Source organism: Streptomyces sp. NBC_00341, assembly GCF_041435055.1.
Classification (GTDB): Bacteria; Actinomycetota; Actinomycetes; order Streptomycetales; family Streptomycetaceae; genus Streptomyces.
Map to the genome: position 1 here is coordinate 3199536 of NZ_CP108002.1, position 23191 is coordinate 3222726.

General features: G+C 71.2%; 20 protein-coding genes and 1 tRNA gene. 9 read left to right on the top strand and 12 right to left on the bottom strand.

Going from position 1 to position 23191, the window contains the following annotated elements:
- Window positions 1–12: 12 nt before the first annotated feature.
- The 7 genes from OG892_RS14355 to OG892_RS14385 all read left to right on the top strand — a co-directional run bounded on the left by OG892_RS14355 (window position 13) and on the right by OG892_RS14385 (window position 6209).
- Entirely contained in the window at window positions 13–660 is a 648-nt protein-coding gene (locus OG892_RS14355) for an ABC transporter permease (RefSeq protein ID WP_073738202.1), read from the top strand.
- Window positions 653–1915, top strand: coding sequence for an ABC transporter ATP-binding protein (locus OG892_RS14360; RefSeq protein ID WP_371629357.1), 1263 nt, complete (start codon window positions 653–655; stop codon window positions 1913–1915). Before OG892_RS14355 ends, OG892_RS14360 begins: the two co-directional genes overlap by 8 nt.
- Entirely contained in the window at window positions 1912–2811 is a 900-nt protein-coding gene (locus tag OG892_RS14365; protein WP_073738200.1) for an ABC transporter permease, read from the top strand. The genes OG892_RS14360 and OG892_RS14365 overlap by 4 nt, the downstream gene beginning before the upstream one ends.
- Complete coding sequence (locus tag OG892_RS14370) at window positions 2808–3788, top strand: glycine betaine ABC transporter substrate-binding protein (RefSeq protein WP_371629358.1); 981 nt, start codon at window positions 2808–2810, stop codon at window positions 3786–3788. The genes OG892_RS14365 and OG892_RS14370 overlap by 4 nt, the downstream gene beginning before the upstream one ends.
- 132 nt (window positions 3789–3920) lie before the next feature.
- Window positions 3921–4535: a winged helix-turn-helix domain-containing protein gene (locus OG892_RS14375; RefSeq protein WP_327337105.1), complete on the top strand. Its 615-nt coding sequence runs from the start codon at window positions 3921–3923 to the stop codon at window positions 4533–4535.
- Window positions 4536–4619: 84 nt separating this feature from the next.
- Window positions 4620–4850: a hypothetical protein gene (locus tag OG892_RS14380; protein WP_328866904.1), complete on the top strand. Its 231-nt coding sequence runs from the start codon at window positions 4620–4622 to the stop codon at window positions 4848–4850.
- A gap of 3 nt (window positions 4851–4853) precedes the next feature.
- Window positions 4854–6209: an MFS transporter gene (locus OG892_RS14385; protein ID WP_371629359.1), complete on the top strand. Its 1356-nt coding sequence runs from the start codon at window positions 4854–4856 to the stop codon at window positions 6207–6209.
- Here OG892_RS14385 and OG892_RS14390 read toward each other — a convergent pair.
- The 4 genes from OG892_RS14390 to OG892_RS14405 all read right to left on the bottom strand — a co-directional run bounded on the left by OG892_RS14390 (window position 6139) and on the right by OG892_RS14405 (window position 12179).
- Window positions 6139–6927 (bottom strand): S16 family serine protease, encoded by a 789-nt coding sequence (locus OG892_RS14390; protein WP_327337108.1) that lies wholly within the window; start codon window positions 6925–6927, stop codon window positions 6139–6141. The genes OG892_RS14385 and OG892_RS14390 overlap by 71 nt on opposite strands.
- A gap of 490 nt (window positions 6928–7417) precedes the next feature.
- A complete protein-coding gene (locus tag OG892_RS14395) occupies window positions 7418–8059 on the bottom strand; it encodes an IclR family transcriptional regulator (RefSeq protein WP_024489166.1) in 642 nt (213 codons plus the stop codon).
- A gap of 337 nt (window positions 8060–8396) precedes the next feature.
- The gene (locus OG892_RS14400) at window positions 8397–10415 is read right to left on the bottom strand and encodes a hypothetical protein (RefSeq protein WP_371629360.1); all 2019 of its coding nucleotides are present in this window, start codon (window positions 10413–10415) and stop codon (window positions 8397–8399) included.
- A 138-nt stretch (window positions 10416–10553) separates the two neighbouring features.
- Window positions 10554–12179, bottom strand: a complete 1626-nt coding sequence (locus OG892_RS14405) for a WxL domain-containing protein (RefSeq protein ID WP_371629361.1) — start codon at window positions 12177–12179, stop codon at window positions 10554–10556.
- 274 nt (window positions 12180–12453) lie between these two features.
- Between OG892_RS14405 and OG892_RS14410 the strand changes: the two genes are divergently transcribed.
- Window positions 12454–13005: a hypothetical protein gene (locus tag OG892_RS14410; protein WP_371629362.1), complete on the top strand. Its 552-nt coding sequence runs from the start codon at window positions 12454–12456 to the stop codon at window positions 13003–13005.
- 120 nt (window positions 13006–13125) lie between these two features.
- On the opposite strand, the gene OG892_RS14415 is transcribed toward OG892_RS14410, so the two are convergent.
- The 4 genes from OG892_RS14415 to OG892_RS14430 all read right to left on the bottom strand — a co-directional run bounded on the left by OG892_RS14415 (window position 13126) and on the right by OG892_RS14430 (window position 17164).
- Window positions 13126–14907, bottom strand: a complete 1782-nt coding sequence (locus OG892_RS14415) for a DEAD/DEAH box helicase (RefSeq protein WP_073738192.1) — start codon at window positions 14905–14907, stop codon at window positions 13126–13128.
- A 151-nt stretch (window positions 14908–15058) separates the two neighbouring features.
- The gene (locus OG892_RS14420) at window positions 15059–15448 is read right to left on the bottom strand and encodes a type II toxin-antitoxin system death-on-curing family toxin (RefSeq protein WP_328866899.1); all 390 of its coding nucleotides are present in this window, start codon (window positions 15446–15448) and stop codon (window positions 15059–15061) included.
- Entirely contained in the window at window positions 15445–15645 is a 201-nt protein-coding gene (locus OG892_RS14425; protein ID WP_073738190.1) for a ribbon-helix-helix protein, CopG family, read from the bottom strand. Before OG892_RS14425 ends, OG892_RS14420 begins: the two co-directional genes overlap by 4 nt.
- 40 nt (window positions 15646–15685) lie before the next feature.
- Window positions 15686–17164, bottom strand: a complete 1479-nt coding sequence (locus tag OG892_RS14430) for an MFS transporter (protein ID WP_328866898.1) — start codon at window positions 17162–17164, stop codon at window positions 15686–15688.
- A gap of 183 nt (window positions 17165–17347) precedes the next feature.
- Here OG892_RS14430 and OG892_RS14435 point away from each other — a divergent pair.
- Window positions 17348–17419 (top strand) — tRNA-Cys (locus OG892_RS14435).
- A gap of 66 nt (window positions 17420–17485) precedes the next feature.
- Here the strand turns inward: OG892_RS14435 and OG892_RS14440 are convergent.
- The 4 genes from OG892_RS14440 to OG892_RS14455 all read right to left on the bottom strand — a co-directional run bounded on the left by OG892_RS14440 (window position 17486) and on the right by OG892_RS14455 (window position 23164).
- Window positions 17486–18952, bottom strand: coding sequence for an amino acid permease (locus OG892_RS14440; RefSeq protein WP_371629363.1), 1467 nt, complete (start codon window positions 18950–18952; stop codon window positions 17486–17488).
- A 129-nt stretch (window positions 18953–19081) separates the two neighbouring features.
- Entirely contained in the window at window positions 19082–19915 is an 834-nt protein-coding gene (locus tag OG892_RS14445) for a M55 family metallopeptidase (protein WP_371629364.1), read from the bottom strand.
- Window positions 19912–21324, bottom strand: coding sequence for a diaminopimelate decarboxylase (locus tag OG892_RS14450; protein WP_371629365.1), 1413 nt, complete (start codon window positions 21322–21324; stop codon window positions 19912–19914). Before OG892_RS14450 ends, OG892_RS14445 begins: the two co-directional genes overlap by 4 nt.
- Before the next feature lie 178 nt (window positions 21325–21502).
- Window positions 21503–23164 (bottom strand): PucR family transcriptional regulator, encoded by a 1662-nt coding sequence (locus OG892_RS14455; protein WP_371629366.1) that lies wholly within the window; start codon window positions 23162–23164, stop codon window positions 21503–21505.
- Window positions 23165–23191 lie beyond the last annotated feature (27 nt).

Genomic DNA, 23191 nt, shown 5'->3' on the forward strand with positions numbered 1-23191 from the left:
AGGAGTGCCGAGTTGAGCTTCTGGGAGTATCTGGGCAATCAGCACCAGCAGCTGCTCACCGACGCGTACCAGCACGTCAGCGCCGTGTTCCAGTGCATGGTCATCGCGACGGCGCTGGGGGTGCTGATCGGCGTCGTCAGCTATCGCAGCGGCTGGGGCGGCTCGCTGGCGATCACCTCGACGGCGGCCATCCTGACCATTCCGTCCCTCGCCGCGATCGGTCTGCTGATCCCGCTGGTCGGACTCGGTGTGGCGCCGACCGTGATCACGCTGACGCTGTACGGGCTGCTGCCCATCGTCCGGAACTCCATCGTCGGGCTGCGCGGCGTCGACCCGGCGCTGGTGGACGCGGCGAAGGGCATCGGGATGTCCCGGCTCGCCCGGCTCGGCAAGGTGGAACTTCCGCTCGCCTGGCCGCCCATCCTCACCGGTATCAGGGTCGCCACCCAGATGCTGATGGGCATCGCCGCCATTGCCGCGTACGCCTCCGGGCCGGGGCTCGGAAACGAGATCTTCCGCGGTATCGCCTCGCTGGGCAGTGCCAACGCGCTCAATCAGGTGCTCGCGGGCACGCTCGGCATCGTCATTCTCGCCCTGATCCTCGACGCCGCGCTGGTGCTGCTGGGGCGTCTGACCATCCCGCGGGGGATCCGTGTCTGAGACCGCGGCGGAAGACGGACAGGAACCCGCAGTCAACGCCACCTCCGGTGCCACCATCCAGCTGGAGAACCTGACCAAGCTCTATCCGGGCAACCCGAGCCCGGCCGTGGACAACGTCTCGATGGACATCAAGGCCGGCGAGACCGTGATCCTCGTCGGCCCGTCCGGCTGCGGGAAGTCGACCACCCTGAAGATGATCAACCGGCTGATCGAGCCGACGTCCGGCCGGATCCGGATCGGCGACGAGGACGTCACCGACATGGATCCGGTGAAGCTGCGCCGGAAGATCGGGTACGCGATCCAGTCGTCCGGGCTCTTCCCGCACATGACGGTCGCGGAGAACATCGCCCTGGTGCCGAAGATGATCGGCTGGTCGAAGTCGAAGGTGAAGGACCGGGTCGAGGAGATGCTCGACCTGGTCGGCCTCGACCCGCGCGAGTACCACGGCCGCTATCCGCGTGCGCTCTCCGGCGGTCAGCAGCAGCGGGTGGGCGTGGCGCGGGCGCTGGCCGCCGATCCGCCGGTGCTGCTGATGGACGAGCCGTTCGGCGCTGTCGACCCGATCACCCGCGACCACCTCCAGGACGAGCTGATCCGGCTCCAGCACGAACTGCACAAGACCATCGTCTTCGTCACCCACGACTTCGACGAGGCCATCAAGCTGGGCGACCGGATCGCCGTGCTGCGCGAGCGCTCCCACATCGCGCAGTTCGACACCCCGGAGGCCATCCTGACCAACCCGACGGACGACTTCGTCTCGGGCTTCGTCGGGGCCGGTGCGGCACTGAAGCGGCTCAACCTCACCCGGGTACGGGACGTGGAGATCGCCGAGTTCCCGACGGTGACGGTCGACGACCCGCTCCAGTCGGTCTTCAACAAACTGGGCGGCGGCCCGCACAACGAACTGCTGATGCTGGACCGCAGGAACCGCCCCTACAAGTGGCTGCGGCGCGGCGACCTGATGCGCGCCCGGGGTTCACTGGCGCGGGCCGGACAGCTCGTGCACGACACGGTGACCAGGGACGCCACGCTGCACGACGCGCTGGAAGCGGTGCTGACCGACAGCGGCGGGCGGGTCGCGGTGACCGGGCGGCGCGGCGAGTTCATCGGGGTCGTCGACATGCACACCCTGATGAACTCCGTGCACGAACTGCTGGAGGCCGACCGGCTCACCGCCATCGAGCACCAGCACGAGCTCCAGGAACTGCGCGGCAACCAGACCGTGCAGGAGCTGGAGGGCGGTGCGGACGTATGACTCCCAGCTCTCGCTCCCCCGGCCCCTCCGACCCCGGCCCCACCGGTCCGGTCCCCGCGTCCGACCGGGACCGCCCGCCGGGCGAGCACGACGTCAAGGGCCACGCCTTCCGTGACGAAGAGGAGGAGGAGCCGCCGCCCGCCGCGGCCCGGCCGGCCCGCCGGATCACCTGGCGCAAGCTGGTGACGGTGCCCGCGGCGCTCGCGGTGGTTCTGATCGTCACCTACGTATGGATCAACAACGTCCACCTCGACGCCATCGCGGAGAACTCACTCGCGGGCGACACCGTCGAACTGCGCTGGTGGCAGCACGTCAGGCTGACCGCCATCTCGACCTTCTGGGTACTGATCATCGCCATTCCGCTGGGCATCGCGCTGACCCGGCGCGGGCTGAACAAGGCCGCCCCGGTGGTCACGGCGATCGCCAACGTCGGTCAGGCGGCCCCGGCGATCGGGCTGCTGGCACTGCTGGTCATCTGGCTGGGCATCGGCCCGTCGACCGCGATCACGGGCATGGTGATCTACGCGGTACTGCCCGTGCTCTCCAACACCGTCGCCGGCCTCAACGCCATCGAGCCGACCCTGGTGGAGGCCTCGCGCGGGATCGGGATGTCCGCGATGGGGACGCTCTCCAAGGTCGAACTGCCGCTCGCGGTGCCGCTGATCCTGGCCGGGGTACGGACCGCGCTGGTGCTCAACGTGGGCACGGCGACCCTGGCGACGTTCGGCGGCGGCGGCGGGCTCGGGGACCTGATCACCTCGGGCATCCAGACCCAGCGGATGCCGGTGCTGGTGCTCGGTTCCGTACTGACGGTGGTGCTGGCGCTGCTGGTGGACTGGCTGGCGTCGCTGGTCGAGGTCGTGCTGACACCGCGCGGACTGGAGGCGGGGGCATGAGGAGGAGGTGGTTGCGTACGGCGTCGGTGGCGGCGGCCGCCCTGGCGCTGGTGCTCTCCGGGTGCGGCCTGAAGAGCGGGTCCCCGATGGTCGACGACGTGAAGCCGGGGTCCGTGGGGAAGGGCGAGCCGCTGGACGGCGCCTCGCTGACCGTCACCTCGAAGAACTTCAGCGAGAACATCATCCTGGGCCAGATGATCGGCCTGATCTTCAAGGCCGCCGGGGCCGAGGTGCTCGACCGGACGAACCTGCCCGGCTCGATCAGCGCGCGCGAGGCGATCCGCCAGGGCGACGCCGATGCGATGTACGAGTACACGGGCACCGCCTGGATCACCTATCTGGGCCATTCGAAGCCGATCGTCAGCCCGCTGAAGCAGTGGGAGGCGGTGCGCGACGCGGACCGGAAGAACGGGGTGACGTGGCTGCCGCAGTCCACCCTGAACAACACGTACGCGCTCGCCATCAGCAAGCGGAACAACGCGAAGTACCACCTGAAGACGCTCTCCGACGTCGCCGCGCTGGCGAAGAAGAACCCCTCGGCGGTGACGGTCTGCGTGGAGAACGAGTTCGCCTCCCGCAACGACGGACTGCCGGGCATGGAGAAGGCGTACGGGATGTCGATCCCCGGCGGCAACATCAAGAAGATGGACGCCGGGATCGTCTACACCCAGGTGTCGAAGTCCAACTCCTGCCTGCTGGGCGAGGTGTTCACCACCGACGGCCGGATCAAGGCGATGGACCTCGATGTGCTGACGGACAACAAGAACTTCTTCCCCAACTACAACGCGGCGCCCGTCATCCACACCCCGACCTTCGAGAAGTACCCGGTGATCGCCGCCCTGCTGGACCCGCTCAGCGCCCGGCTGACCACGGAGGTCGCGCAGCAGCTGAACGCCAAGGTGGACGTCGACGGGGACGACCCGCACAAGGTGGCGAAGGACTGGCTGGTCGCGGAGGGGTTCATCAAGACGGGATGAGGGGCCGCGGCCCGCCCGTCCGTCCACCCATCCACCCCCATCCACCCCCATCCATCCGTCCGTCCGGAGTTACAAAGAAAGCGATGCAAAGAACCTGTTGCAAAGCTTCCTTTGTAACTCTATGGTTGGGGCATGACAGAGAAAGAGGCCGGGGAAGAGGCCGGCCAGGACGGCACCCCCAACATGCACACGGTGGACGCCCGCTCCCTGCGCGGGCTGGCCCATCCCCTGCGGATGCGGCTGCTGACCGCCCTGCGGGAGTTCGGCCCGGCGACCGCGTCCGGCCTGGCGGACCGGCTCGGCGAGTCCAGCGGCGCCACCAGCTACCACCTGCGGCAGCTCGCCTCGTACGGCTTCGTGGAGGACGACCCGGAGCGCGGCAAGGGTCGTGAGCGGTGGTGGAGGGCCGTTCACGGAGGCATGGCGTTCGAACACGGCGCGGACTTCCTCCGCGACCCGGACCCGGAGATCCGAGGCGCCATGGGAGTCGTCCTGCACGAGAGCGCCACCCGGCACGCCCAGGAGCTGAACACCTGGCTCGGCACCACGCACGAGTGGCCCAAGGAGTGGGTGCGCTCCTCCGACCTCAGCGACTTCAAGATGCGCCTCACGCCCGAACTCGCCCTGGAAATGGCGGAGAAGGTCCACGAGCTCATCGAGAGCTACTGGGGGCGGGTCCCGGAGGGAACCGAGGGCTCAGCCCTGGTCCGCACCCACCTGCACGTCTTCCCGCGCCCGACCGAATGACTCGCCGGACGACCCGCCGAACGACCCACCCGGCGACCCCGTTACCGACCGAACGACCGACCTGACCGAGGGGACCACCGAGCCATGCATCCCGAGACGCACCTTCAGCTGCACGCCATCCGTTCCGCCGAACTCCAGCGCCACGCGGCCGACTTCCGCCTCACCCACCCCCGGCCCGGCATCGACACCGCCACCGGCTTCCCCGCCCCGCGCACCGGCCTGCGCACCCGACTGGGCCTGACCATGGTCGAGTTGGGGCTGCGACTGCTGCCGGACGGGTCCGCCGCGCCGTCCCGCACCGCTCGCACGGCGTAGTCCGTGGACGGGGGGAGGAACACACGGAACCGGCTGCCACTCGTCGCCGTACTGTCCGCCAACTCCATATCCACCGCCGGTACTTCACTCACCCTCATCGGTGTTCCGTGGTTCGTCCTGGAAACCACGGGCAGCGCCGGCCGGGCCGGGATCGTCGCCTTCTGCGCGACCCTCCCGATCGTCGTCTCCGCCCTGATCGGCGGGCCCGTCATCGACCGGATCGGCCGCCGCCGGGTCTCCGTCGCCTCCGACACCGCATGCGGACTGGCCGTCGCCGCAGTGCCGTTGCTCCACTACGCCGACGCCCTCGCCTTCTGGATGCTCTGCGCCCTGATGGCCGTCAACGGGCTGTTCCACACACCCGGCAACACCGCGCGCTACGTCCTGGTCCCCGACCTCGCCGAACATGCCGGCACCACGCTCCCCCGCGCCGCCAGCCTCTTCGACGCGGTCTCGCGCGGGGCCAGGATGGTCGGCGCCGCGCTGGCCGGGGTGCTGATCGCGATGGTCGGCGCGGAGACCGTACTGCTGCTGGACGCGGCCACCTTCCTCACCTCCGCCGCGCTCATCGCGGCGGGGCTACGGGGCGTGCGCGCGGCCGAGCCCGCCAGGACCGCCGAACCGGTCTCGCTGCCCACCTACAAGCGCGAACTGCGCGAAGGTTACGCCTACTTGTTCGGCAACCGGCTGCTGCTGGGCGTCGTCGTGATGGTCCTGATCATGAACGGAACCGACCAGGGCTGGGCCGCCGTCCTGCTGCCGGTCCACGCCTCGGCCGAACTCGGCGGAGCCCGGGATCTGGGCCTGCTCACCGCGCTGTTCGGGGCGGGCGGCCTGACCGGGGCCCTGCTGTACGGGGCGGTGGGGCACCGGTACTCGCGGCGGGCCGTGTTCAGCGTCTGCGTGATCCTGTGCGGGGCGCCGAGGTTCCTGGTCGCGGCGCTGACCGGTACGACGTTGCCGCTGGCCGTGACGATGGTGCTGAGCGGGGTCGCGGGCGGCGTGCTGAACCCGATCCTGACGACGGTGATCTACGGGAGCGTCCCCGACGCGCTGCGCAGCCGGGTCTCCGGGGCGATCACCGCCGGCTGCGAGCTGGCCATGCCGGTGGGCGGTCTCGCGGCCGGGCTGCTGGTGGAGAGCGCGGGCGCCTCGGGGGCGCTGCTGGCGATGGGCGGGTGCTACCTGCTCGCGACGCTGAGCCCGCTGGTCTTCCCGGCCTGGCGGACGATGGACGACGAACCGGGCACGGGTCCGGATGAGCCCTCCGACCCCGCGAAGCGGCCGGTCAGCAGCTCGGGACCTTGCCCCCGTGATCCAGTGCCCGCAGCGAGGACACCGCGCCCTTCAGGGTCGTGACCGGGATCAGCCGCAGCCCGTCGGGAAGCTCGGCGTGCGCCTCCTTGCACTCCGCCTTCGGTACGAGGAAGACGCTCGCCCCGTCCCGGCGGGCCGCCTGCGTCTTCAGCGAGACGCCGCCGACCGCGCCGACCTTGCCGTCCGCCTCGATGGTGCCGGTGCCGGCGATGGTGCGGCCACCGGTGAGATCGCCCCCGGAGCCGTCGCCGTCGAGCTTGTCGACGATCCCGAGCGCGAAGAAAAGTCCCGCGCTCGGGCCGCCCACGTCGGCGAGGTGCAGGGTGACGTCGACGGAGCCGGGCTTCCTGCCGAGGTAGTTCAGCGCGGCGTCCACGGCCGAGTCCTGCGACTCCACCATGTCGTCGAGGTTGTGCTTCTCGATCTCCTTCTCGGAGCCGCCGGTCGGGTAGACGGAGTCCCGGGGCATGACCGCCCGATCCGTACGGAACCAGCTGTCGACCACGTCACTGATCCCGACCTCGGCGTCGGGCCCGGTCGCCACGATCGTCGTCATCCGCAGCTGGCCCTTGGTGGGCCGGGTGGGGGTGCCCTCAATGGTGATCACAGGGGCGCCCTTGTCGTCCCCGAGCACATTCGCCGTCGTACCGGGCTGCGCCAGCGTGAACGGCAGCGGCGCGAAGGCGGCCACGCCGAAGAGGGCGAGCACGGGCAGGGCGCAGAGGGCGAGGGTGCGGGGGCGCGAGAGACGTGTGAGCACCCGCCCAATCTAACCGGACCCGCCTGTGCGATGTGCCCTGTCGGGGCGCGGGGTTCCTTGGTGCGGGCTCCGTCCTCAATCGCCGGACGGGCTTAATTGTGCGGGTACCCCGCGGGGTGCGCCCTGCCCGGTGGGTGGGGGGCGGTGCCCCTCCGGGGCGTCTCCTCAAAAATGGCGTGTTCACCCGGGACCGCGAGGGACCCGGGTCGTACGCCATTTCCTACGGGGACTCCCCTGCACGTCCCCACCCCTGCCGCAGACGCGCGACGGCAGGGTTCGGGGGCGTGCAGGGGAGTCCCCGCAGAACGACGAACACAGACCCGGGTACGCAATACGGACCCCCGCACGTTCGTCGTTTGAGGAGACGCCCCGGAGGGACCCCGAACCCCCACCCACCGGACAGGCGGCCCCGCACCCGGCGGAGCACCCGCACCCAAGCCCGTCCGGCGATTGAGGACAAAACCCGCACCCCGGAACCCCGCACCCCGCGTCAGCGAAGCGCGTCCGCCACTTCCCGCGCCGCGTCCACAACGCGGGGGCCGACCCGTTCCGGGACCGCGTCCGCGAGCATCACGACGCCCACGCTGCCCTCGACGCCCGTCACCCCCATCAGCGCGGCCGCCGCGCCGCTCGCCCCGGCCTCCAGCTCACCGTGGGTGAGGGTGAACGCGGTCTCGCCCACCGGCTTCTGCCGGGCCGCGAGGATCGCCCGGCCCGCGGCGCCCCGGTCGAGCGGGTGGCGGAAGCCGGCCCGGTACGCGACGTGGTAGTCCGTCCAGGTCGGTTCGACGACCGCGACGGCCAGCGCGTCCGTGCCGTCGACGAGCGTGAGGTGGGCCGTGGCACCTATGTCCTCCGCCAGCGAGCGGAGCGCGGGCAGCGCGGCCTCGCGGACGAGCGGGTGCACCTGGCGGCCCAGGCGCAGCACGCCCAGGCCGACTCTGGCTCTTCCACCCAAGTCGCGCCGGATCAGGGTGTGTTGCTCCAGGGTGGCGAGCAGACGGTAGACCACGGTGCGGTTGACGCCGAGTTTGTTCGACAACTCGGTGACCGTCAGTCCGTGGTCGGTGTCGGCAAGCAGTTTGAGGACACGCAGTCCCCGGTCGAGCGTCTGCGAGGTCTCCGCGGTCACGACGCCCTCTCCTCTTTGGTGAGCGGCGGCGGCTGGTTCCCACGGGTTGTGCGTCACCGGTCCCAGCGGCGACGCACGGAGAGGCCGCCGGCCTGGCCAAGGCACCGGCTGCGCTCCGCGGCGGCGTTGCCACGGGGCGTTCACATTTTTGGGACAGTAGCGAGCCAGTCCGCTCAGCGGAAGACCTCGTCCAGAATCCGGGCGCCTGCGGAAAAGCGCTTGTGCGTCGCGAGCATAAGTGCCGGTCAGCGGGGCGTCGGCCGGATGGCGCGGATCTACGCGCGTCCATGTCGGCCGACTCCCTCGCGACGCTCCGTACATGAGTTGTGAACCAGCGTTAACTCACCGTGAACAATTGCTGGACGGTTTTACCGTTCACGAGCACTTCGCAGGCCCGGATCGACTTCGTCGCCGGGTCCCGGACGGTGAAGTTGAGGGCGAAGGTGCCGTCGAGGCCGATGATCCGGGTGACGTAGGAGTCGGAGGTCTGCTTCCCGTCCGCGGTGCGTCCGGTCACCGAGACCGTGGCGACGGGTGCGAAGCCCCGGCCGGTCACCTGGACCACCGTGCCGACCGGTCCTTCGGGCGGCGAGAGCGCGAAGGACGGCCCGGCCGGGACCGTGCCGTCCTGGACGGTGAAGGCGGCCGTCTCGGTGCGCGGGTTGACGAGGACCTCGCGGACCCGGATCGCGACGGTGTCGGCCGCCTTGACGGTGAACGTCTGCGAGAACGCCCCGTCGAGGCCGACCACCTTGGTCCGTACCGGGTCGGAGGTCTGTGAGCCGTCCGCCCGCAGCCCGACGATCGACACGGTCGCGACCTTCGCGAAGCCCTGTCCCAGGACGGTGACGGCGGTGCCCTTCGGGCCGGCCGCCGGAGTGAGGACGATGTACGTGGGTGAGACGGTCAGCTGGGTGAGGGCCTCCGAGCTGCCGGCGGTGACGCGGAGCGCGTACACGGCGCGCGGGGTGGAGCCGGCGACGGTGACCGTGCCGCTCAGCTTGCCGTCGGCGGTGATCCGGAGGGTGGAGCCGCTGATCCGGGCCGCGTCGCAGCCGGTGCCGTCGGCGGCGCACAGCGCGGCGGACGGGGTGACGCCGGACGGCCAGCCGTCGCCGGAGACGCCGATGGACCCGCCCGGTTTGACCTTGGCCGTGCCCGCCGAGAGCGTCGCGGTGGCCTCGGTCACGGTGAACGGCGTGGTGAGTACGGTCGCCGGGTCATTGGCCTCGTCGACCTGGACCGAGGCGATCGCCGGGTCCGAGACGGTGAGCTCGACGCGGAACTTCCCGTCGGACCCGCTCTTCACGTAGACGGCGGTGTCGTCGAGGGTCGCCCCGCTCGCGTCGAGGGCGACCGTGTTGATCCACCGGTCCTGGAAGTAGTTGCTGCCGGTGACGGTGATGACGCTGCCGACCGGTCCGCTGCTCCGGGACAGCGCGATGGCGCGGGGCCCGTCGGGGACGAAGGCGCGGACGGTCAGGGGCGCGGTCGTCTCCTTCGTACCGTCGCCGACCTTCACCAGGTACGAGCCGTCCGGCACGGCGCCCGCCTCCGCGAGCACGGCGTTGCCGGTCAGCTGCCCGGAGCCGTCGATCGCGAGGGTGGAGGAGGCGAACTTGGCGGGGTCGCAGCCGCCGCCGTCCGCCGCGCAGAGCGACGGTACGGGGGTGGCGGACGGTGTCCACCGGCTGCCCGTCAGGGTGACCGCGGTGGACGGGCGCACCGGGGTGGTGGGGGCGATCAGCGTGGCCGGCTGTCCGGCGCTGCCCTCCACGGTCACGGTGCCGATGGACCCGCCGCCCGCGGTCACGACGCACGGGGTCTCGTAGGTGCCGCCGAGCACCTTGGTACGGGTGAGGTTGCGCAGCGGGGTGAAGGAGACCGGCCCGCTCGCGTCGGCGGGGACGATGAAGTCCCCTTCGTAGGGTGGGATCTCGATCGGTTTCCCGGACGGGATGTCGAGGGAGACCTGCGGTCCGGTGACGGTCACCGTGCCGGTGGCGCCGCCGGACATGGCGAGGTCGAGGCTCGGGGTGGTGGGCACGTCGTTGAGGCTGAGCCCGCTGGTGGCCGGGGACGGGCCGAGCGTCACCTTGGCGTGGACCTTGCCGCCCGGGTCGACGACGTCGGGGGTGAGTTCGACGTTCATCTGCTGCGGCCCGGTCGCCTCGCCCTGGCCGGCGGGCAGGGTGCAGTGCACGGTCGGGGTGACCGTACCGGCGTGGGCGAGGGGTGCCAGGGCGGCGGATCCGCCGGTCCAGACGAGCAGGGTGGTGGCGCCGAGTGCGACGGCGCGGCGTAATGCCGAGCCACCCGGTCTTCTCGTACCGGCGGATCTGTGATGCGCGAACATGCGGCTCCTCCAAAGGAAGCGGAATGGGAATGATGGGAATGGACTGAATGGTGCGGACGCGGAACGGGAAACGCCCGTCCGCTCCATTGCCGTATGGAGCGGGCGGGCGTCCGGAAGGGATTTCCCCGGTGACCCCTGTTACAGCAGGGTCAGGGTGAGGGTGGCGCTGTAATCTCCGGGCCGGGTGAATTCGGGAACGGTGAGGGCGAGATCCGCGTCGGCGTCGAACTTCCCGCCGGTGAACGGACGTGATCCGTCCGGATCCACCCGGCAGAGGCTCGCCGCCTCGCTCCCGAGCGCCGTGGGCGCTCCGGCCACCGGTGTCCCCACGCTCTCGTCCTGTGCCGAGCAGGCCGGGGTCCACCGCACGGCATAGGCCGGGATGATGTTCCCGTCGGCGCTGGTGAAGCGGCTCAGGGTGGCGGTCAGCGACCATCCGCTGTTGACGCCTCTGGCGTCCTCGACCTCGACCCGGTTGAGCCGGGCCTGCTGCGCACCGTTGTCCGTGCCCAGGACCGTGGTGCCGAAGTCGACGGTGTCACCGGCCTGGGTCATGGACAGCGTCCCGGCCCTGACCTCGGTGGTCAGTTGCTGCTCGGCCGTGCCGCCGTCGCCCCCTCCGCCGCCCTCCTCGGTGACGGTGAACGGCGCCGTGCGGACGGTCGCCGGGTCGTTGGCCTCGTCGGCCTGGACAGCGACGACGGCGTCGGAGATGACGGTGAACTCGACGGCGAAGGTGCCGTCGGAGCCGCTCTTGACGTAGACCGCGCTGTCGTCGAGGCCGGTGCCCGCCGCGTCGAGGCCGATGACGTTGATCCAGCGGTCCGGGTTGTAGTTCCGGCCGCTGACGGTGACGACGCTGCCGACCGGGCCGCTGTCCGCCGACAGCGAGATCTCCCTGTTGCCCGCCGCGACGGCCTTGACGGTGAGGGGGGCGGTGGCCTCCTTCGTGCCGTCGTTGACCTTCACCTCGTACCCGCCGTCGGGCACCGCCCCGGACTCGCCGAGGGTCGCGGTGCCGGTGAGCGTGCCGTAGGAGTCGATCCGCAGGGTGTTGGAGGTGAACTTCAGCGGATCGCAGCCGCCACCGCCCGCCGCGCAGAGCGACGGTACGGGGGTGCTGTCCGGCGTCCACTTCGAACCGCGCAGCTTGACCGCGGTGTTGGGGCGTACCGGGTCGGCGGGGGCGGTCAGGGTGGCGGGCTCGGAGGTGGAGCCCTCCGCCGTGACGGTGCCGACGCTGCCCACGTCGCCGACGACGTCGCACGGTGTCTCGAAGACCGATCCGAGGACCTTGGTCTGGGTGAGGGTGCGGACGGGGGCGAGCGAGATCTCGCCGGAGGCGTCCACCGGAACCAGGAAGTCGCCCTCGTACGCGGGAATCTCGATGGGCTGCCCGGCCGGCACGTCCATGGTGAACTCGGCGCCCCGCACGGTGATGGTGCCGGTGGCCCCGCCGGACATCGCGAGGTCGAGGCTGGGGATGGTCGGCACGTCCTCCAGGGCGATGGCGCTGGTGGCGGGGGACGCGCCGAGCGTCACCTTGGCGTGCACCTTGCCGCCCGGGGCGACGACCGCGGGCGACAGCTCGACGTTCATCTCCTGCGGCCCGGTCGCCTCGCCCTGGCCCGCGGGCAGGGTGCAGTGGACGGTCGGGGTCACCGTGCCGGCCGCGGCCGCCGTCGCGTGGTACGGGGGAAGCGGCGCGGCGGCCCCGACACAGCCCAGCGACAGTACGAAGCAGGCTGCGAGCAGACCGGTCACCCCGGGTCTTCGACGTCGGATCACCTGACACCCTTTCATGGCCCATTGATTGCGCACATTGAGGAGCTCCGGTGCAGAGAAGTCAAGAGAGACCGAATTGATCCTTTCGGAAATGCCCGAAAAGCATTTCAGCACGCGTTTTCGGCACATCCGTTGACATCTTTGAAGATCACCGTTTCACTGCACCCGACATGCCGGGCCCGGCACGCAGATCCGCAGGCTGGTACCGATCCAGCGAATCTGCGGAATTCAACCGGAAGGAGTTCCACCCGTCATGTCGATCTCCTCGCGCCACACCTGGAGCCGAAGACGCCTGCCGCTGGTGGCGGGCGCCACGTGTGCCGTCGGCGCCATGCTCGCGCTGTCGTCCCCGACGGCCTCCGCCGTGGTCCCGCTCACCGCGACGGCGAGCTACGACTGCGGCTCCTGGGGCAGCGGTCTTGCCACCCTGACCGCCGCCGACTCGGGCACCAGTAAGACCATCAAGATCACCTCCACTGCGATCAGGATGCCGGCCGGCACGAGTGCCGACCCGAACAGCATCACGACGACGCTCAAGCTCACCAAGACCTCGGGCGGCGTCACCAGTCAGGTCCAGTTCTCCGCGAAGGCCAACCCCGCTCTCAGCGGCGGCAACCCGATCACCCTCGGACCGCTGAAGCTCACATCCGGCACGCTCGCGGCGGGGGACAGTACCAACTCCACGGTGCTGCCCGCTCCCCCGAGCACCACCAACTGGTCGCTCCAGATCGTGGCCTCGTCCCCGACGTCGGCCACCGTGCCGTGCGTGGCGACGACCACCCAGTCCGCTCCGTTCGTCTGGTAGCGGCGGGCCCCCTCATGGCACCGGCCTCAGCCCGCTGAAGCCGGTCCGCTCATGACACCGGCCCGGGGCGAGGACGGCTGTCCTGTGCCCCGGGCCGGTGCCCGTGCGTCTCCGGTGGGCTCACGTCATGCGGGTGGCCCACTCCTGGACCTTCTTGATCCGCTGCTCGATCTGCCCGGCGGTGGCCTCCGCGCTCGGCGGCCCGCCGCACACCCGCCGCAGCTCGGTGTGGATGACCCCGTGCGGTTTGCCGCTCTGGTGCGTGTAGGCCGACACCATGGTGTTCAGCTGCTTGCGCAGGCTCAGCAGCTGCTTGTGCGTGACCACCGGCCGGTCACCGGCCGGTTTCTCCAGCAGATCGGCCTCGGAGGCCGGCTTCTGGCGGCTGTGCGCGATCTGCCGGGTCTGCCGCTTCTGGAGCAGCAGCTGCACCTGGTCCGGCTCCAGCAGCCCCGGGATCCCGAGGTAGTCCTGCTCCTCCTCGCTGCCCGGGTGCGCCTGCATGCCGAACTCGGCACCGTCGTACAGCACCCGGTCGAAGACCGCGTCGGATTCGAGGGCCTCGAAGGGCAGCTGCTCCTCGGTCTCCTCGTCCTCCAGCTTCTCCGCGTCGGCGAGGAGCTTGTCCTCCTCCGCGAACGGGTTCTCCTCCTCGCTGCCCTTCTTGGGCTTGTCGAGGACGTGGTCCCGTTCGACCTCCATCTCGTTGGCGAAGTCGAGCAGCATCGGGATCGTCGGTACGAAGACGGAGGCGGTCTCGCCGCGCTTGCGGGAGCGCACGAAGCGGCCGACTGCCTGGGCGAAGAAGAGCGGCGTAGAAATGGTGGTGGCGTACACGCCGACCGCGAGGCGCGGTACGTCGACGCCCTCGGACACCATCCGGACGGCGACCATCCAGCGGGAGCCGTCCTCGGTGAACGTGTCGATCCGCTTGGACGCGGCCTTCTCGTCGGACAGGACGACGGTGGCCTTCTCGCCGGTCACCTTCTTGAGGATCTTGGCGTACTCGCGGGCGGACTCCTGGTCGGTCGCGATGACCAGGCCGCCCGCGTCCGGGATGCCCTTGCGGACCTCGGTCAGCCGCTTGTCGGCGGCGCTGAGCACGTTGGGGATCCAGTCACCGGTGGGCGACAGCGCGGTGCGCCACGCCTGCCCGATGGCGTCCTTGGTCATCGGCTCACCGAGCCGGGCGGCGATCTCGTCACCGGCCTTGGTGCGCCAGCGCATGTTGCCGCTGTAGCTGAGGAAGATCACCGGGCGGACCACGCCGTCGGCCAGCGCGTTGCCGTAGCCGTAGGTGTAGTCGGCGGAGGACCGCCGGATGCCGTCGTTCCCCTCCTCGTAGACGACGAAGGGGATCGGGTTGGTGTCGGAGCGGAACGGCGTGCCGGTGAGCGCGAGCCGGCGGGTCGCCGGGTCGAACGCCTCCTGGCACGCCTCGCCCCAGGACTTCGAGTCACCGGCGTGGTGGATCTCGTCGAGGATCACCAGGGTCTTGCGCTGCTCGCACCGGTTGCGGTGCAGCATCGGGCGGACCCCGACACCCGCGTACGTGACGGCGACCCCGTGGTACTCCTTGCTCACGGGGCCGGCGCTGTAGTCGGGGTCGAGCTTGATCCCTATCCGGGCGGCGGCCTCCGCCCACTGCTTCTTGAGGTGCTCGGTCGGTGCCACGACGGTGACCTGCTGCACGACGTGGTGGTGCAGCAGCCATGACGCGAGGGTCAGCGCGAAGGTGGTCTTACCGGCGCCGGGGGTCGCGACGGCGAGGAAATCGCGCGGCTGCTCCTGGATGTACCTCTCCATGGCGCCCTGCTGCCAGGCTCGCAGCTTCCCGGCCGTACCCCAGGGGGCGCGGCCGGGAAAGGCGGGTGAGAGGTGGTGGGAGGCGGTAGTAGTCACGGTCTCCGGTTCGGGTCTCTCGGGTACGTGGAGTGCTGTCCGCACGGGCCGGGACGGGCACGCACGCGATACGACAACCGGGCCACCCTACCGGGGGGCGGGGTGCGATCCGCCCTGGACGGCGCCACCCCGGGGCGAATTGCGACGGCTCTCACACGTGCTCGTCGACCAGATCGCGCAGCCCCTGGGAGATGACCTTCACCTCGTCCGTTTCGCCTGTGGCGACCGCGATGACCAGGCGTTCCGCCGCGTCGATATCGGGGCGGAGATCGACGCCGTTCATCGCGAGGAAGGCCACGCACGACAGCCAGGCGGTGCGCCTGTTGCCGTCGAAGAGCGGATGGTTGATCGCCAGGGACTGGAGCAGTGCGGCCGCCTTGTCCACGACGTCCGGATACGCCTCCTCACCGAACATGGCCGCGGACGGCCGGTGGGCAGCCGATTCGAGCAGGCCAGCATCGCGGACCACGATCTGCATGTCGGGGCAGGCGTGTTCGGCGATGACGAGGATGTCTTCGGAGGAAAGGTAGATACAGCTCACTTGAGCCGCTCCATGAGCTCGCCCCACTTGGCCGCCTGCTCCTTCGCCGTCTTGCGGACGATGGCCTGCTGGGCGGTCCGGGCCAGATAGTCGTCCACGGCCTGGAGCAATATGGCGTGCATGCTCGTGCCCTCCTGCTCGGCGCGCTGCTTGAGTGCTTCGGTCTGGTCGTCACGAAGACGCAGATTCATGGCCATACCAAAACGGTACCACCAGGTGGGGCCAGATCGGTACCACTCAGCGCTCGCGCACCCGCGTAGCCACCCACGCCCCCACCAGCGCGACCCCCGCCATCGGCAGGAACACCACCGCGAACGCCCCCGGGTGGGAGCCGGAGGATCCCGCCTCGACGGCCTCGTGCACGGCCCCCACCGCTCCGCCGCCGAGCGCGCCGAACGCCGCGCCGCCGGCGGCCAGCAGCAGGGCGTTGGAGAGGCCGTCGGAGATCTGCAGGGCCGCGGAGTTCGCCCCGGCCTCGTGTGGTGCGGACAGCTTCAGCAGCAGCACACTGGTCGACGCGGTCACCGTGCCCATGCCGAGGCAGCCGACCGCCCAGGCCGCGGCGACCGTCCAGACGGGCACCCCGTCGATCAGCACGGTGGGCGCGGCCGCGATCGCCGCGGCGACCAGCACCATGCCGGCCACCATCAGCCGCTCGCGGTACGGCTCCAGGCGCGGCCGGGACTGCAGGAACGAGCCCAGCGCCCACGTCCCGCCACCGGCCGCGAGCGACAGCCCGGCCATCGTCGGGGACAGGCCGCGCTGGGTGACCAGCATCAGGGGGACGAACGACTCGGCGGCGATGAAAGACCCGGCCGCCAACCCGCGCAGCAGCACCACGGAGGGCAGCCCGCGCGCCGCCCTTCCGGTGCCACGGGGCAGCAGGCCCCGGATCGCGGGGACGAGCAGGGCGACCCCGGCGACGAGCGGCAGCAGCGAGAACCAGTTCCGCTCCTGCCCGGCGTACTGGAGCAGCCCCGCGCCCAGCGAGATGCCCAGCGCGAGCACGATGCGCCGGCGGTCGAACGCCTCGACGGGCGCTGCCGGGTCCGCGGGCCCGGACGCCATCCGCCGGATCGCGGGCAGCGCGAGCGCCAGCGGGAAGACCACCAGGACCGGGATGCCGACGAAGACCCAGCGCCAGCCCAGGTGCTCGGTCACGCTCCCGGAGGCCAGCGGCCCGACGATGGACGGGATCACCCAGCTCGCGGCGAACCCGGCCATGATCGCGGGCCGCAGCGGCTCCGGGTAGGCCCGGCTGACCACCACGTACAGCGCGACGATCACCAGCCCGCCGCCGAGCCCCTGCACGGCCCGTCCCGCGATGAACATCCACATGGTGCCCGCGGTCCCGGACAGCAGCAGGCCCACCCCGAAGGCGGTGATCCCGGCGGCGAGCGGCCCCAGCGGGCCGCGCCGGTCGGCCCACTGGCCGGAGAGCACCATGGCGAAGAGGCTGGTGGTGAAGTACGCCGAGAACGCGAACGCGTACAGCGGGACGCCGTGCAGCTCACGGGCGGCGACCGGCATCGCGGTCCCCACGGCCGTGGCCTCGAAGGCGATCAGGAACACGACGGAGACCATGCCGATACTGAGCGCCCGGTAGGTCCGCCCGAGCACCCCTTCCGCCGCTCCCACGGCCATGGTCCCGTGCAGGTCATCGATGTCTTCGGGGCGGGCCGAGACCTCGGCGTCACGCGGTTCCAGGGCGGTCATGAACCCTAGAGTAAGGGGCAAAATCGCCCTTGGACCCTGTCGCGAGTCCCTCCCGTTCTGGTCCCTTGGTCGTAGGACCGGACGGCTGTTCGTGAACGGGGTGTGGCAGTCGCGTTGCGGGACGGCCCGCGCTCTTGGCGGCCGTGGTCACGGACGTCTACGGTCGGGACCAGAACAACGCGCGGCCGTGTGCCCGAGAGGCTCAGGGGCTCGACTGCAACTCGAGTTACACCGGTTCGATTCCGGTCACGGCCTCGGTATACGGAACCGCCCGCCCCCTCGTCCGGAAGGACGCGGGGGCGGGCGGTTCCATGTGACGGGTCAGCCGGTCACCCCGGCGTCCGGTACCGGACGGCTGCCGCGCGCCCTGCGCACCGCGTACGCGACGAGGACGACGGCCAGGCTGCCGAGGCTGGTGAACAGCTGGGTGCGCTGGTCACCGATGACGGCCATGGCCACCAGCACCGCGGCGAATCCGGCCATCACCACCCAGGTCAGGTACGGGAAGAGCCACATGCGCAGGGTCAGCCGCTCGGGCTCCTCGCGCTCCAGCCGGCGCCGCATCCGCAGCTGGGAGACGCCGATCATCAGGTACATGAAGATGGCGATCGCTCCGGAGGAGTTCACCAGGTAGGTGAAGACGGTGTCCGGCGACAGGTAGGCCAGGAGCACCGAGATCCAGCCGACCGCGGTTCCGGCCAGGATCGCGCGGGCCGGGACCTGGCGCTTGTTCGTCGCCACCAGCCAGGTGGGGGCGTCGCCGTGGGTGGCGAGCGCCCGCAGCATCCGCGAGGAGACGTAGACCGAGGAGTTGAGCACGCTCAGCACGGCCGTGAGGATCACGATGTCCATCACGACGCCCGCGCCCGGCAGCCCGATGATCTTCCAGGCCGCGACGTACGGACTGGCCAGCACCTTGGCGCTGTCCCACGGAACGATGGTGACGACGAGGACGATGGAGCCGACGTAGAAGAGGATGATCCGCCAGATGATCCCGGTGGTGGCGCGGGCCACCGAGCGCTCGGGCTCCTTGCTCTCGGCGGCGGCGATGGTGACGATCTCGGCTCCGCCGAACGCGAAGATGACCACGACGATCGCGGAGAAGATCGCGGTGAAGCCGTTCGGCGCGAAGCCGCCGTGCGCGGTCAGGTTGGAGAAGTCGAAGGACGAGCCGGGCCAGCCGCCGAAGACGTAGAGACCGCCGACGATCAGGAACGCCACGATCGCGGCGACCTTGACGGAGGAGAACCAGAACTCGAACTCGCCGAACGACTTCACGGAGAGCAGGTTGGTCGCGGTCATCACGACCATCAGGCCCATGGCCAGCACCCAGAGCGGCAGCCCGATCCACGCGTGCAGGATCGCCGCGCCCGCGACGGCCTCCACGGCCACGATGATGACGTAGTAGTACCAGTACAGCCATCCGATGGTGAAGCCCGCCCACGGCCCGATGGCGGTACGGGCGTAGTCGGCGAAGGAGCCCGAGGAGGGCCTCGCCACGACCATCTCACCGAGCATCCGCATGGTGCACAGCACGAGCGCGCCGGCCAGGCAGTACGACACGATCGCGGCGGGCCCCGCGGTCTTGATCACCGAGCCGCTGCCGACGAAAAGGCCGGCGCCTATCGCGCCGCCGATCGCGATCATCGACATGTGGCGGTTGCGCAGCGAACGGCTGAGTTCCGGCTGCGGGCTCTGCGGCGTTTTCTGCGGTGCTTTCTGCGGTGCTTTCTGCGAAGTCTTCTGTGGAGTCTTCCGCGGCGTTCTCTGCGGTACGGAGGAAGTCATGGCAGCTCTCCAGGTCATGGGCAACGTCGTACAGGGCGGGGGAAGCCCCTGGGGGCGGGGGCGTGCGCGCCGTCGGAGCGGCATCCGGGCGGTGCCTGCACGGGCATCGGGCCGCCGGACCGCTGGGCCTCAGGTCCAGTCGCCCTCGCGACCGCCGCCGATCACCCAGCTGAGCGCCCGGAAGCGGCGCAGTGCCGTCCTGGCGTCCGGGGTGTCCATACGGACGGTGCGGGGGCCGGACCGTTCGACTCCGGGCAGTGCGCCCGCGCGGTCCGCGAGGTGCGGGCTGTCCACGTCGACCTCCACCACGTGCGGCACGGGGCGTGCGACGGGCCGGGGCGGGGGCGCCGAGAGGGCCGCCGCGGCCTCGCGGCGGATGTCGGCGCTCGTGACGGCCGGGGTGCGGCAGACGGCGGCGTGCCGGGAGATCGCCCTCTTCACGGTGACGGTCCGGCAGCCGGGGGCGTACCCGGTGGCTTCGCGGCAGGTCACGTCGTCGCCGGTGACCAGGACGACGGGGACGCCGGCCTCTGCGGCGACCAGGGCGTTGAACCCGCCCTCTCCGACGGGCTCGCCGTCGATGCGGACGCCGAGGATGCTGTGCGAGAGGTAGGTGTGCGCGAGGACGCCCTGTTCACCGGCGCCGGTGTGGTAGCCGACGAACGCCACCGCGTCGGGGCCCTCCGCCAGGCCCTCCATCATGCCGAGCGGCTTGTGCCGGCCGACGATCAGGACCGCGCGCGGGTCGAGTTCCTCGATGAGTACGTTGTCCATGCCGCAGTGCGCGTCGTTGACGACGATCTCGTCCGCGCCGGCGTCCGCGAACCCGGCGACGGCGGCGTTGACGTCCTGGGTGAGCAGTCGGCGGAAGCGTTCGTAGCGCGGTGTCCCGGCTGTGACGTCCGCCGGGGAGACGGTGCCCGTCGCCCCTTCCATGTCGGCGGATATGAGGACGTGCTTCACCCCGCCACCTCCTTCTTCGGTGCCTGCTCCGGCCCCCGCGCGCAGAGCGCCACGAGCGCGTCCGCGTGGGAGAGGCCGCTCTCCTCGACGACTTCGCGCACGCTCTGGGCCTCGCGGACCAGGGCGAGGCGGACCTGCCCTGCCGAATCCGTGCGATAACCGTACACAGCGGGTCTGGGCAGGGAGTTGTACGAGAAGTGCGACGAGAAGTAGTACGCCCCGGTGTCGTACAGCGCCACGACGTCACCGGGCTCGACCGCCGGGAGTTCGCGGGCGCTCGCGGTCAGGTCCCCGGCGAAGCAGCACGGTCCGGCGATGTCGACGACGTGGAGCGGCCCCTCCTTGGGCCGGCCCGAGGCGTCGAACACGCCGACGCGCAGGGGCCAGGAGTCGGGCATGAACACCGTGCGGGTGGCCACCTGGGCGCCGGCGTGGGTCACCGCGATCCGCCGGCCGCCGGCCGACTTGGTGTACTCGACGACCGAGGCGATGGTGCCGCTCTTCGCCAGCAGCGAGCGGCCGAACTCGGTGACGAGGGTGTAGCGGCCGTCGAAGAGCCCGGGGGCGGCGGCGCGCAGTTCGGTGACGTAGTCGGTGTAGGTGGGGCGGTCGTCCTCGCTGTCGAAGTTCACGGGCAGGCCGCCGCCGATGTCCAGTCCGGTGATCCGGGCGTGCCCGAGCAGGGTGTTGATCCGTTCCGCCAGCTCGTACGCGGCGCCGACCCCCTGCGCGATGAGCGGCAGCGGGCAGCCCTGGGAGCCGACGTGTGCGTGCAGCCGGTTGAGCCAGGGGCGCGTGGTGAAGGCCTCGATCACCGCGTCGACGGCTCCCGGGTCGCGCAGCGCGACGCCGAATTTGGACGTCGCGGTGGCGGTGCTCATCGCCCCGATGGCCCCGGCCCCGACCTGCGGGTTCACCCGGAGGCCGATGGGTCCGGCGGGCTCGCGGCCGGCCAGCAGGCGGTCGACGCGCTCAAGCTCCTGGAAGTTGTCCAGGTTGATCGCGATGCCGTGCTCAAGGGCGAACTCCAGCTCCTCGACGGTCTTCGCGGGGCTGTCGAACACCAGCCGGTCGTGGCTGAAGCCCGCGGCGAGGGCCTGTTCCAGCTCGCCGGGCGACGCCACCTCGCAGCCCATGCCCGCCTCCGCGAGCAGCCGGAGCACCGGCACCAGGCCGCACGCCTTGGCCGCGAACGTGTGGTGGACCGTGGCCGGCCCCTCGAACGCCTCGTTCAGCGCGTCCACCGCGGCCAGCACCCCGTCGACGTCGAGCAGGCCGACCAGGGGCGAGCCGGGGCCGAGCAGCCCGTCCTCGACGGCACGGGCGAGCGCCGCCTCACGGGCGCGCTTGCGCTGGGGGGCCGGACCGGAAGTCACCTGAACCACACTCCTACGTGATGGGTCGCTCATGCACCGCGCCCGTCGGACCGCGGGCCGTTGTGCCCAGCTTCGGGGCGCGGAGCCCGGCATGTCTTCGTCGCAGGGGACCAGGACCGACCCGTTCTTCTGTGAGCTGTGACAAGTAAACAATCATGAAGATGAGGGCCGGGCGCAGACCGGCAGGACAGAACCGGAATCAGGACCGGAATCAGGACCGGGGTCGGCCGGGCCCGAGGCGCAGGCCGATCTCCGCCAGGAACCGCACCGCCGGATCGGCCAGGTCGACCCCGAACAGCTCCCGCGCCCGCCGCAGCCGGTACCGCAGGGTATTCGGGTGCACGTTGAGGTGTCGCGCGGCGGCGGCCGTGTCGCCGAAGGCGTCGAGGTACGCGGCGACGGACTCGCCGTAGCGCGCCCCGTGCGACCGGTCGTGCTCCAGCATCGCGTGCACCGGCCCCGACGTCTCCTGCCACAGCGGCTCCACCCGGTCCAGCAGCCGCAGCACCGCCGCCTCGGCCGCGACCTCCGCGTACGACGCCACCGCGGAGCCGGCCCCGGCAGGGGTCAGCCGCGCGGCGCGCTCCCGCAGCACCCGCACCACCAGCTCCGCGGCGTCCCGCGAGGCGGGCAGTTCCGTCGGCTCGGAGACCACGGGCCCGGCTCCGGCGAAGACCACGCCCCGGGGCACGGAACGGGCCGTGGCCAGCAGGGTGCGCGCGGGGTCGCTCTCGCCGTCCACGGCCGGCACCAGGACGTACAGCCGCTGCCCGGAACGGGCGGTCACACACCCGGGACGGTAGGCCGCGGCCTGCAGCGCCAGTACGTCGAGCACCCGCTGCACCCGCTGCCCGGCGTCACCCGGCGCGGGCTCCGGCCCGTCGTAGGCCTCCGCCACCAGCACGGCGTACGGCCGGCCCCGGACGAGCCCCACGTCGTACGCCGCCTGCCCGTTGCCCGACAGGAGCGCGTGCACCGAACCCTCGCGCGCCCACGCCGCCGCCCGGCCCCAGGTCCGGTGGTGCGACAGGTGCGGGACGGCGGCGCGGGCCGCCGTCCGCAGCGCCGCCACCGCGTCCTCGGCCAGCGGCCGCCCGTCGGCCGCCGCCCAGATCGAGCCGAGCACCTCGGAGCCGTGCCGCACCGCGACGGCCAGCCGCTCGGCGTACCGCTCGTCCGCGGGGAGCCGCACCACGTCGTCGGTGTTCCACAGCGCCTGGAAGAAGCCGCTCTCCCGCAGTTGGACGACCCGCCAGCGGGGCACCTCCTGGCCGAGGATCGTGAGCCGGCGCATCGGATCGGGCTCGTGGTCCATCCGCGAGTAGGCCAGCACCCGCGACTGCGGGTCCTCAATCGTGATCGCGCCGCCGACGAGGTCCGCCACGGTGTTGGCCAGCCCCGAGAGGTCCCCCAGCCGCAGCCCGTCCACACCGGCCGCGCTCCCTGACCGGTCCGGGACGCTGTGCACCAACGCCGTCCGCAACTGCCCGAGCACCTCGGTCCAGCCCTGCCCGGCCCGCCGGGTCAGCAACGCCGTACGCCCCCGCTCCGCCGCCTCCAGCAACGCCGCCCGCGGCCCCCGCGCGCCGCGCCGCATCACCACGGCCGCCGCTCCGGCACGGTCCGCGGCGCGCAGCACGTCGACCGCCTCGGGCGAGGCGACCTCCACCCCGACGGCGAGCAGGACCAGCCCGGTGGCCGCCCAGGCGTCCTCGTCCCGCTCCTCACCGGAATCGTGCAGCACCACGTCGGACACGGGTACGCCGGTGCCGCACGGCGCCACGACGACATCGAGCGTCCCGGCAGCGATCAGCGCGAGGAGCTGCGCCAGCGTGGGGCCGGGTTCGGGGCGGTCAGCCGAGGAGAGGTGCATCCGCCCATGGTCGCCCCGCACCGCCGC